This is a genomic window from Accumulibacter sp. (assembly GCF_023806565.1).
Classification (GTDB): domain Bacteria; phylum Pseudomonadota; class Gammaproteobacteria; order Burkholderiales; family Rhodocyclaceae; genus Accumulibacter.
This window is the reverse complement of the sequence record NZ_JAMTDV010000138.1, coordinates 31,378-42,750: the sequence shown is the minus strand read 5'-3', so window position 1 is coordinate 42,750 and position 11,373 is coordinate 31,378. Positions and strand designations below refer to the sequence as shown.

The window sequence follows — 11,373 nt, the reverse complement described above, 5'->3', positions numbered from 1 at the left end:
TGATGGTTTCACTGCGCCGGCAGGCAGGGCCGCAGGGCTTCGTAGCCGGCATTCAGCAGCGAGGCAACTTGCGGCGCCTGACCGTTTTCGGCCCGTAACCACTCACCCACCTGCGCCAGCAATTTCGCCCGCAAGGCACTGCCACGCCATGCCGGTGGGTCGCTACCGAAAGCCGGCAGCACGCTTTCGGGCGGCATCGGTGTCTTCGCGCGCTGATCCGGCGCGACATCGGCCATCGCCAGGCGAACGTAGAGTCGCGGCGCGCAGTGTCGAAGCCGGGTCATCACCTCGCCCGGACTGCCCTGGAGGAAATTTGGCGGAAAGGTTTCCGCGGTCTGGTGGCAGGCGGCACAGTAGAGCTGGAAGCCGCGCTGCACCGAGTCGTCGGTGGTCGTGGTCCCCTGGGCGGCAGCTGCCGGCCCCGCGGCAGCGATGGCGGGAACTTCCAGCCGCGGTGGCGGCAGGTCACGCGCCGCCTGGCAACACGGCGCACTGCTGCCGGCACCCAGTTCGCCGAACAGCGCGGCGAACAGTTCCTGGCGCGGAAATGGGGTTGCTCCGAACAGGGTCGCCGCCTGCGGTCCTTCGGCGAGACGCTCGATCGCCCGCTGCACGAGCGCGAAATCCTGCCGTACCTCGATGCGCACTTCTCCGCTGTCGCCATCGGCACGGGGCCAAACCTCGATCGAGCGAATGGCATTGCCGTCGGCAGTGCGCGCCGGCTGGCCATCGACCTGCGCGAGGAACTTTGTTGCAACCGTGGCCGTCCGGCCAACGGGTCGCAGTTCGACCGCGCTCAGTGCCGTACCGCCAGGCAGAGCGAGTCGCGTCAATTGGCCACCGAGCGCTTTCCTGCCCTGCCAGTCGACCGTGCCCGCGAGTTCCACTCCATTGGCAGCGCGGCAACGCAGCGCGGCGCGCGACGCGAGCGCGCCCGCCTCGATGCGACACGGTGCGGCAAGGCGTACCGTGTCGACCGCAGACGCTCTTGCCAGCACGCGGTCGAGTCGCTGCCGATCCGGCACCGCGACGAATTCGCCGAGACCGGCGAGCAGCCTGCCGAACGCATCCGGCGCGTCGACGCGCCAGATCTCGCGCGTCGCTCGTGGCAGCAACGGTTCAAAGTTCGCCGGCACATTCGAGACGGCCACGCGCGCAGCACGATCGGCCGGCCAGTGGGCCACGGCTTGCAGGGGGTTGCGATTGGGGATGTCGGGATTGCCGTTGGCAAGTCCGCCTGGCCAGAGGCGACGTGCTTCGGCGCGCAACGGGGCGGCGACGGTCTGCTCGAAGGCCGCATCAAGTGGCCAGTTCTGACCGGCGGCGAGAACCTGACGCAAGGTTGCGGCGAACAGGCCGGCACGGCATCGCTGCGCCACGGCGTCGTCGCCGCCACAGGCTTCACGCCAGAGCCGTTGCGTCAGCGCAAGGCCGTTCGCCCGTTCGGTTGCATTGTCGATGGCGTACGGAACGTCGACACCGCGTTCGACGGGAATGCCGTAGAACGGGCGGCCAGTGGCCAGCAACAAGGCGGCAATCTGCGGATTGGCGTTGGTCTCGTCCCACAAGGCCCGGGAGAAGATCGGCGCACCATTCTGATGGCAGGCAAAGCACAGGGTACGCGGAGCGTAAACGACCCGCGGCCGGCCACCCGCGCGGTAGTCCTTGACCAGCTGGAACTCGAAGCGACCTGCCGCTTCGTTGTAGCTGATCACCTCGAGCAGCGACGACTTCTCCTGGTAGCCGATATACAGCCGATCCTTGAGCAGTGGCGCGGCTTCGCCGATCGGCGATCCGTCGACGGCAACGACCACGCGCGGATAGGCGAAGTAGTCGGGGGCCGCGGCCGTCCGTTGCAGCGAGCGGCCGAGCGGAATCAGCACACGCTTGACGGCAGGCAGGGCGCTCCCCAAATCGCGCTGCAATTGCGCTTCAAGCCTGGCGAGCAGTGCCTCGAAGGGAAAAGGCAACTCGATTTCTGCCTGCCGGCCATGCTTCACTGCAAACACTTGGTCGAACAGCGATCGCCCCACGCGCGGTAGGTTTTCGCCGGGAAGCGCGGGGGCGACGACCCACATTGGCACCGGCGCCTCGGCCGCCGCGATCTGCGGAGTCCTTCCGGGACCACAGGCGAGGCCGAGCAGCAGGAGCAGCAGCGCTCTGCACCGAGTCATCGCTCTCTACGATCTTCGTGCCCGGCAACCGGCCGGAGTCAGGAACTGGCGGCGACCGGCGCCCGCCCCTGCGTCCCCGGCCAACATTCCTCCTGAACCTTGCCGGTCTTGATGAAATCCTCTCGCGCCTTTTCGTCGGTAGCCTTGTCGTAGAGCGTGAAATTGAGTGCGAAACCGCGGTCCAGATAGGCGCGGCCAAGGTAGAAGCCCGGCCGGATCATGCGAATCTCGTCGCGCACACGCAGGCCGCGGCGGCCGGCGAGGTAATCCGGGTTTTCCTGATAGCCGGCGATTTCGTCGGTGAAAAGGTAATCGATGATGATCGATTCCCGACGCGCGTCAAGCAGACTCTGACCACAATACAATTTGGCCGGGAACAGCAGCCAGGTCTCCTTGCCTCCGTAAGACATTTTCTTCGGCTCGCCTTCGACCAGACCGACCTTCTTCAGCAGAGACAGATCGTCGATGCGATTACGCAGCACTCGCTCGTCACGATAGAAGACCTTGCCACGCCAGAGCACTTCGCCGATGTCCTCGACGACGAGCCCCTTGATCTGTAGCGCGGTACCGGCAAAACCGCCGACGATCTCGGATAGGCGGAACTGACCGCTGCTGCCTCGCGGCAGCAGGATGCGGCCGTCAAACGCACCGTCGGGGATTGGTCCGGCGGGCAGACGGGCGTAAATCTGATCAAGCTGCTCCTGGTCAAGCGTCGCCAGATAGTCCGGAGTAATTTTCGCCAGCTCGGCGGGGGCGATCGGATACCGGTAATCGACCTGCGCCAAATCCATTTTGGACTGATAGCCCTTGTCGTACGGTGCGAAGCCGATTGTTGGTGGCTGCTGCTTGTTACACGAGGCCAGGGCAATGATGGCAAGAGCAAGCGTACCAGCTCGAAGGGTCAAGGCTTGCGGCAGTTTCATCTTGTAGTCCTCCCGTTTCCCTAGAGCGTGGCGAGGAAGGCGGTCAACGCCTTCTTGTCGGCCTCGGAGAGATCCTCGCCGAATCGATGCCCCTCGTTCTCGATCGCCTGCGTACAGGTCTGGTAATTGGCATCGATGAAGTCGCGTTTGTCGTTGAGAACATCGACGAAGCGCAATGGCTGTTTGAGAATCTCGTCGGCGATCGCCTGCAATGTCGCAATCTGGTCCTTCTTGCCGGCCGCTTCGAGTTTCGCCGGGTCGCGCTTGGCAAGAAACAGATCATCGACCAGTTGCTTGTGCGTCAGTCCATCGAGGAAACCCACGCTGGCACCGGCGGGAATCCTCACCTGTCCGAAACCGAGCAGCGGCTTCTCGGTCTTGCCGTCGAGCGGCCGAACACCGATGTCAATCAGTACGTCGGCATTGGTCAGGGTGCGCTTGATGCCCCTTTCCGTCGGGTGCAGCAGGTCGAACATCGAACGCTTGTAGAGTTCGAAGCGACCCTCGACGCTCGGGTCGTAGCGCAGACAATCCGGTTGCTTGGCGAGCAACCTGCCATTCGCGTCAACATAACGGACGCGATGGAAGTCGTTCGCCTGATTGGCCGGCTTGCCGCAGATTTCGGGCCCGATGGCGTTGTTGTGCATGAATGGCGCAGTCGCCCAGACGTTGACCAGAGAGATGTTCCGGTAATAGCCGCGACCGCCATCCTTGAACTCGTTGCGTTCCGGGATGTCGGCTACGATCGGCCGCTTGTGCAGTGTGTCGGAGGCGTACTCCATGTAAATGTGGCCGATCTTGTGATTGGAGTGCAGCGCGCGACAGCGGAACGTGCCCACCTCGGTCACCGGCGTCGCCTGATCGTTGCCGAGGAAATCGGCGCGCACCTTGCGCGGGTGCTGCTCGTTGGCGGCGGCGAAATCCCGATTCCTGAACGGACCGCCGGCACTTTCGGGAATGCTGGAATGGCAGCGAGCGCAGTTCTCGGCGAACACGGTCTGGCCGCGGCCGACCGCTCCCTTGCCGAACTCCTTCTCCAGATCGGCAACAAAATCGGCGCGGCCATAGCTGGCTGCCGGATTGGCGGCCTTGCGCGCATTGGCACGGGCAAGCTGCAGATCCGTCTGGTCCGATTCAGCGGAAGCGAAGAAATCGAGCACGTTCTGCAGACGATCCTCGATCGCCCGGAAGTTCGGGCAATCGCGCCGGCACTGGCCGATGTTGAACGGGGTCTGCCCATAGCCGCGTTGCTCCGGATCGACCTGGCGCATGTCGGAGAAATGGTTGACCCAGCACTGTTCGGAACACGATCCGATGTTGAAGTACACGCGCTGGATGGCTTCGTGGGCACCGATCGAGTCCTCGCCCCCTTTCAAAATGTGATGCACGCCAGGCAGCACCACCTTCTGGCCATCGAGATGAATCAGCGTCGTGTCGTCCTCACGCGTGCTCTTCTGCCAGCACTTGCCATTGCGGCCGGGTTCGCACCAGCACTTGTCCTCGTCCTTCTCGGCGCCACAGTGATTCACCTTACGCCACTTGGTCACCCTTTCGCCCTGGAAGACCGGCCGCTGCGCGACGTTGATCAGGGCGTTGATCGTTCCGGGATTGTTGACCTGGTCGTTCGCCAGCGCCGACGTGTCGGTCACACCCGGCCGGGCGTGGGCAAACATCTGGTATTCGAGGCTGTTGATCGACATCCCTGAACCCAGCAGTTCGGACATCCGTGTGTATTGGTTGCCGATCAGTCCCTTGATGTTTTCCCATTTCGGATGCGCGGGGTCAGCTGGCGGGTTGAGCGGATCGAAGGCAATATGGCAGGAGCCGCAGGAGGTGCCGATCAGGAAGGGCGGTTCAACCGACGCATCGGCAAGCTTGCTCACCCGCCGGTCCGACTCGATGCCAGTGATATCGGCGACATTGCGGTCATAGCCGGACCAGTCGGCGAGCCCCCCGTTCAGCTGTTTCCACCTGGCGGCGTCGAAACGCGGATTGGGAAACTTGCGAATGCCGAGCGCACCGGTCGAGGTACCAAACTGGAGATCACAGGCCGACTGGCGCTGATCGGTCTTGCCCCCCTGGCTGTGCGGATCGTCGCCATCGAGCGCGGCATCCTTTAGCGCACAGGCGGGGTCGACATAGCCTAGTTTGCCGACGTACTTGAGCAGGACGTCGTCGCCGGGACACCAGTCAAAACCGTACGTTTCCTCCGCCGACTTGGCCGGACAGCCGGGAGAACCCGGCTTGCAGCACGAGGGGTCGTTGATGATTCCCCACGCCCAGAAGCGATCGTCGCGCTGGTCGGTGCGCAGAACCCGGAACCAGTCGACCAGCACACCGACCCGCTGCTGGAAGGTATAGGTATGGAAGCGGGCGTTGCCGGCGGTGGCCTTGAACCAGATAAGACGACCGACGCACTCCGATTCGTTTAGACCCTCGCGCGCGCAGGCCTCGTAGTACGAAGCATCCTGATCGACACTGGACGCTTCGGGAAACGGCTTGGCTGGCACGGCAACCGTTGTCGCCGGCGCATTTTCGGCGCGGGCATCGACTACCCCGCGCTCGTGCCACACACCAACGGCGACCGCGAGAATGAGCAATGCCGCGACCGCGGCAGGCAGAACACGTTTCATGTCTTCCCTCCTGAAGTACCACATCCCCGACAACGGGCGTCGCCATTCGCCCGCGCGACGGCAACAGATCGCTCTACCAGGCGGATTGAAAAGCAGACATGTGCCTGTACAGGCAGTTCCATAGAGATGCCGAATGGGTCGGGCGAATCAGATAAGCGAACGATATGCAAGATCGCGGCCCCGGTTCCCGCCAAGACTGCCGCCAGCGACCCGTCGCCGCCAGACCGGATACCGCAGATCGGGTGGCACCTGCACCGCCGGCACGCTCGCCCAGGCCCCGGCGAACGCGTCTGCAGGCGCGAGCGCACGAGAATCGATCAGGGTTTGGGCAAGCGACCCAGGAGAAAGAATTCGTCGTTCGGTCGCATCGAAGTCAGGTTCGCCAACCGGTTGGACATCGCGAAAAACGCCGTAACCGCGCCAATGTCCCATATGTCGTCGTCCGAAAAGCCGTGTTGGCGGAGTTCGGCGAAGTCGGCGTCGCCAATCTCCGCCGAACGAAGTGCAGTCTTCAGGGCAAAGTCGAGCATTGCGCGCTGGCGAGGCGTGAGGTCGGCCTTGCGATAGTTGACCGCCACCTGATCGGCGATCAGCGGATTCCTGGCGCGCACCCGCAGGATTGCACCATGCGCGACGACGCAGTACTGGCATTGATTTGCGCCGCTGGTGGCGACGACGATCATCTCGCGCTCGGCCTTGCTCAAACCACTTTCCTTCTCCATCAACGCGTCGTGGTAAGCAAAGAAGGCACGGAACTCTTCGGGGCGATACGCGAGGGTGAGGAAGACGTTGGGAACAAAACCGGCCTTCTCCTGCACTTCGAGAATGCGGCGACGAACGTCGTCGGGGAGTTGATCAAGCGGCGGGACGGGGAATCGACTGATCGCACGGCCCATGGCTCACCCCTCGCCGACGGTGGCAAGCGGCGGCAACGCGCTGCCGGTAACACTCATTCCGGGATTCACGCGCGTACCCGGTTGCAGAAGAACGGGGTGGCCGTTGGCGAGTGAAATCATCTGTTTCTCCCTGATCGGATGGTTGATTGTGCGATGATACACAAAACGGGATTCGTCAAAGGAGTGAGCAATGAACAGCGAGAGCGATTTCGACGATCTGGTACCGGCGGTCCCGGTCAGTCGCCGCCGGTTCATCGTCGGCGCGCTCGGCGCCGGTTTCGCGCTGGCCGTGCAACCGGTAGCGGCGCAGACCGTCATCCACACCGACAGCATCGGCCTGGACGCCGGCGAGGTCGGCATTCCTACCGGCGATGGCGAGGTCCCGGCCTACCGTGCGCAGCCCGCCGGCAGTGGCCGCCGCTGGCCGGTGGTTCTCGTCGTTCAGGAAATTTTCGGCGTCCACGATTACATCAAGGATGTCTGTCGGCGACTGGCCAAGCAAGGTTACCTGGCGATCGCGCCCGAGTTGTACGCGCGCCAGGGCGATCCACGGCAATACAAGGACATTCAGGAAGTGCTCGCCAAGGTGGTGAGCAAGGTTCCGGACACGCAGGTGCTGGCCGACCTCGACGCGTGTGTCGCCTGGGCGCAGGCGCACGGTGGCGACACGGCACGCTTGGGAATCACCGGTTTCTGCTGGGGAGGTCGGATCGTCTGGCTGTACGCGGCACACAATCGGCAGGTCAAGGCCGGCGTCGCCTGGTATGGCCGACTCGTCGGCCAGCCCAGCGAGCTCAGCCCGACGAATCCGATCGACCTTGCCGGCAGGTTGTACGCACCGGTGCTCGGACTCTACGGAGGAACCGACGCGTCAATTCCGCTCGCAACCGTCGACCAGATGCGCATGGCGCTCGCCGATTCGGGCGATCCCGCCAGCAAGGAGTCGAAGTTCCAGGTGTATGGCGATGCCGGGCATGCCTTTCATGCCGATTACCGGCCGAGTTATCGCAAAGACGCCGCCGAAGATGGCTGGCAGCGGATGCTGGCGTGGTTCAGGAAGCACGGCGTGTAACGCGACGAGGCACGACAGTCCGACACCGAGGGTCGTGTGCTTCGGCCCGGTATTGCGACCGCCGTTTTGCACGAATCGAACACGATTCCAGCGAGGGGGCTAGAGGAAAAAAACTACGTCCACGACAGCTCGACCATTCCTGGTGTCTGACCACGCGGGTGCCGACCACCCGCGTGCTGTCACCCGGGTGCTTGCCCCAACGTCCAATTTGGATCAACATAGCCGCGCCAGCATCATTGATGGACCTAACAATGGGGGAAGCGCCGTGTATACACACATTCTGGTTCCTACCGATGGTTCCGATCTATCCAAGGAAGCCGCCCGTGCGGCAGTCGCACTCGCCAAGGAATCTGGCGCACGTATCACCACAATCTTCGTCAAGAAGCCGTACCCCGAGAATCTTTACGATGACGGCGCACCAGTCGGCGCGATCAAGCCCGAGAAGTTTGCCAAGCTCACCGAACAGCAGGCCCAGCGCAGCCTTGGCTTCGTCATCGACCTGTGCAAGAAGGCTGGCGTCAAGGTGAGCAAGATTGCCACGATCTCGCAATCCCCCGCCCAGGCGATCCTCGACACCGCGACCAAGGGAGGCTGCGACCTGATCTTCATGGCATCGCGTGGCCGCCACGGTCTCACCGCCATGTTCCTTGGAAGTGAAACCTACAAGGTGCTCAGCTACGCGAAGATCCCGGTGCTCGTCCATCACTGAACGTCACGGTCTAGGCGGCACGCTCGCACATCGCAACGCGAAAGGCAGGACTCCCAGCGCAGGGCCGGAATCGTCTTCCGGGAGGTGGCGCGTTGCGGTGGCCTGGGACAGGCTGGAACGCTTCGACGTCACCCGCAAGGTCGGTCAGAGCAAGATCCCTGACGTCAAGCTGCGCCAGCTAATCACTTGCCTCGCCATCCATCGCCTGCGCAAAGAGGACTCCGGGATGCCGGACCTGCCCGGCGCCATGGACGGCATCTACGTGGGTGATCAGCGGCGCGGTGTGCGCATGAGGCGAGCGAACTCGGCAATCGAGTGCACGTTAAGTTTCTCGATCAGCCGGCTCCGATGAAGCTCGACGGTCCGATAGCTGATGCCGAGCTTTGTGGCGATGACCTTGCTGGAGCTGCCTTCGATGGCCAGCGCCAGGATCTCGCGTTGGCGCTCCGTCAGTTCATCCAGCGCGCGCGCGGGCCCCTCGGGTAAGTTGGCGCAGCCCGGCGCTGCGCGTTGTGCACGATCCTTCTCCAGGGCATCGTTGATTGCATCAAGTAGCCTCTGCTCTTGATAGGGCTTCTGCACGAAGTCCACCGCACGCCTCTTGATTGCATCGACGGCCATGCCGATATCGCCGTGCCCGCTGATGAACACGATCGGGATACGCGCCTGCATCTCGACGAGTCGTGCCTGCAGGGCGAGCCCGCTCATGCGGGCCATCCGAACGTCGAGCACGAGGCAACCGGGGCGGGCTGGGTCGAAGGCATCGAGATACGCCTGCGCCGAGTCGAACGTCTCGGCTGCGAGCCCCACCGACAGGACCAACTCGCGGATGGAGTTGCGCACTCCCCTGTCGTCATCGATGATGAAGACGGTCGGGTCGAACATGGCGTCATGCCCCACCAGCGACGGGAAGCGTGAAGAGAAAGGTCGCGCCACCACTCGGATTCGGCACACACCAGATCCGGCCGCCATGGGCTTCGACGATAGTTCTGGAAACCGCCAGCCCCATGCCCATGCCACTCGCCTTGGTGGAGAAAAGCGGGGCGAAAAGCTCCTCGATCGCGTCGACAGGGGCGCCGGCCCCGGTGTCCGCAACGGAAAGCTCGACCTCGCCGTCATCGGTAGCCCGCGCGGAGATGGTAACCCTCTTCGCGTCTCCGGCCGGAGCGAACTCGACGCTCTCCAAAGCGTTACGCAGCAGGTTCGCGACGACCAGTTGCAGCTGAAGGGGGTCGGCGAGAACCGGCGGTACATCAACCTCGATCTTCATCGAGACTCGGGTTCGGTCGGCCGGCATTTTTGCGGTCAACTCGCGCAGCACGTCGCGCACGACCGTGCTCAGGGAACAACGCTCGGCGTGCACCTGGCCCGTGCGCAGGAGCGCGCGAATCTTCTGAATGATTACCCCCGCCCGATTCGCTTCCGCCTCCATCTCCGCAATCAGTTCGACGAGCTTTGAACCGTCAGGACTCTCCCCCTCTGCATATCGTTTCGCGGCTCGGGCATAATTCTTGATCGCCACGAGTGGCTGGTTGACCTCGTGCGCGATGCCGGTAGCGAGCGCGCCGAGGGCACCTTGTTTGCTCAAGTTGGCGAGGCGCGCGCAGTACATTGGACAAGCTCTCGGCACGGGCGCGCTGTTCGAGTTCCTGCTGTAATGAACACTGCGCACGGCGCAGCCGCCTCCGACTGGTGAGCAAAGCGATGATCAACGCCGCCTGCAAGCCGATGACGAGCACGATCATGACGATCGCTCCCCGGTGCTCCTTCCACAGCGAATGTTCAGAGTAGAGAACGCGGCTGCCTTCGGGCAACCGTCGTTCGGAGATCCTCCACCGCGCGAGTTGCCTGCCGTCGAAGATGGCTTGGCCAAGGCTGTGGACGAATGGTCGAGGGCGCGCTCCCCGTCAGAACGCGCGCGGCGATCGATCCGGCCACGATGCTGGCCTCCTCCATGGTCGCGAGCCAGCCGCCGGTGATTCCGCTGCCGATCAGCGTGTCCCAGGTCCCGTAGACCGGAGCTGAAGCCGCTTCCGAAACGGCGGCCGCCACCGCCCGCGGAACGTAAGGCGTGCCGTACATGTCGGCGAACTGGACGAGGTACAACACCGCCGATCCAGGTGGCAGGGAGCCGACCGCGCGGGTAAGTTCCGGCAGCGGCAATCCTCGCAGCCACGTGAATTCGACCTTGGACGAGTGAGTCTGCAGCTCGGACTGCGCGTACGCCTCCCACGCTCGGTCCATGCTCCCGGCGCCGACAACCAGCGTGACGTGCCGCAAGTCTGGATCGATCGTCTGCATCACTTCCAATGTCCGTGCGAAGTCCCGCTTCGCGTCCACGCCGGTGACGTTGGACGGCAATGAGCGACCTGCGACGTACTCGGTATCCGCCGCGCAGAAGACGATAGGCAAGCCCGGAAACAGGTCCTTGCCATGCTCGAGGAGGAAGCGAGGAGCCGGCGTATCGGTGGGAATGATCAGATCCGGCCGGCGCTAACGGTACTTGAGCCGGAAGATCTCCTTCAGCTTGTCGACGTAGATCTTGTCGTCGAAGCGCGAGAGGTCGAGGCTCTCGCTGTCGATCTCCACCGCTGCCGACGTGGTCGACGCCAAGCCCTTCGAAATGCCCGCCATGAAGTTCGCGTTCATGGGAAGTGCTGTCCGGAACGAATGCAGGACGAGAACATGGTACGGCTCGCCACCTCCCACGGCGGCCAACGGCACGAGCAGAGTTGCGAGCTCCGACAGCCGGACGACTGCGACGGCGGCACGGCGAGGACGGTAGCGGCGCACGATCGGCGGAATCACCGGCAAGACGATGGTCCTGTTCGGACCCCAAGGTCGACGGACACCGCCGCGTACGTGACGTACGTGTGCACATATATAGGAGCGAACCGTTAAAATGAAAATAATACGGGAACGGGTAATTCCCTCCAAAGCCACGTGAAGAAAAATCAAACAGGAAT

General features: G+C 63.4%; 10 protein-coding genes. 2 read left to right on the top strand and 8 right to left on the bottom strand.

The window, feature by feature from the left end; genetic code table 11:
• Positions 1-8: 8 nt before the first annotated feature.
• The 4 genes from NFV80_RS17005 to NFV80_RS16990 all read right to left on the bottom strand — a co-directional run bounded on the left by NFV80_RS17005 (position 9) and on the right by NFV80_RS16990 (position 6,626).
• Positions 9-2,174: a hypothetical protein gene (locus NFV80_RS17005; RefSeq protein ID WP_295326370.1), complete on the bottom strand. Its 2,166-nt coding sequence runs from the start codon at positions 2,172-2,174 to the stop codon at positions 9-11.
• 38 nt (positions 2,175-2,212) lie between these two features.
• Entirely contained in the window at positions 2,213-3,097 is an 885-nt protein-coding gene (locus NFV80_RS17000; protein WP_295326372.1) for a hypothetical protein, read from the bottom strand.
• Between the two features lie 20 nt (positions 3,098-3,117).
• Positions 3,118-5,730 (bottom strand): cytochrome c, encoded by a 2,613-nt coding sequence (locus NFV80_RS16995; protein ID WP_295326374.1) that lies wholly within the window; start codon positions 5,728-5,730, stop codon positions 3,118-3,120.
• 317 nt (positions 5,731-6,047) lie between these two features.
• Positions 6,048-6,626 carry a peroxidase-related enzyme gene (locus NFV80_RS16990; protein ID WP_295326376.1) on the bottom strand — a complete coding sequence of 193 codons (579 nt, stop codon included), beginning with the start codon at positions 6,624-6,626 and terminating at the stop codon, positions 6,048-6,050.
• Positions 6,627-6,816: 190 nt separating this feature from the next.
• Here NFV80_RS16990 and NFV80_RS16985 point away from each other — a divergent pair, with 190 nt between their 5' ends.
• On the top strand, positions 6,817-7,698 hold the full coding sequence (locus NFV80_RS16985; protein WP_295326377.1) for a dienelactone hydrolase family protein: 882 nt from the start codon (positions 6,817-6,819) through the stop codon (positions 7,696-7,698).
• Between the two features lie 265 nt (positions 7,699-7,963).
• On the top strand, positions 7,964-8,407 hold the full coding sequence (locus NFV80_RS16980; RefSeq protein WP_295326379.1) for a universal stress protein: 444 nt from the start codon (positions 7,964-7,966) through the stop codon (positions 8,405-8,407).
• 270 nt (positions 8,408-8,677) lie between these two features.
• Here the strand turns inward: NFV80_RS16980 and NFV80_RS16975 are convergent, their stop codons facing one another.
• The 4 genes from NFV80_RS16975 to NFV80_RS16960 all read right to left on the bottom strand — a co-directional run bounded on the left by NFV80_RS16975 (position 8,678) and on the right by NFV80_RS16960 (position 11,221).
• Entirely contained in the window at positions 8,678-9,292 is a 615-nt protein-coding gene (locus NFV80_RS16975) for a response regulator (protein ID WP_295326381.1), read from the bottom strand.
• A gap of 4 nt (positions 9,293-9,296) precedes the next feature.
• Positions 9,297-10,019 (bottom strand): HAMP domain-containing sensor histidine kinase, encoded by a 723-nt coding sequence (locus NFV80_RS16970; RefSeq protein ID WP_295326383.1) that lies wholly within the window; start codon positions 10,017-10,019, stop codon positions 9,297-9,299.
• Positions 10,020-10,189: 170 nt separating this feature from the next.
• Entirely contained in the window at positions 10,190-10,885 is a 696-nt protein-coding gene (locus tag NFV80_RS16965; protein ID WP_295326395.1) for an ABC transporter substrate binding protein, read from the bottom strand.
• Between the two features lie 15 nt (positions 10,886-10,900).
• The gene (locus tag NFV80_RS16960; RefSeq protein WP_295326385.1) at positions 10,901-11,221 is read right to left on the bottom strand and encodes a hypothetical protein; all 321 of its coding nucleotides are present in this window, start codon (positions 11,219-11,221) and stop codon (positions 10,901-10,903) included.
• Between the last annotated feature and the right edge of the window lie 152 nt (positions 11,222-11,373).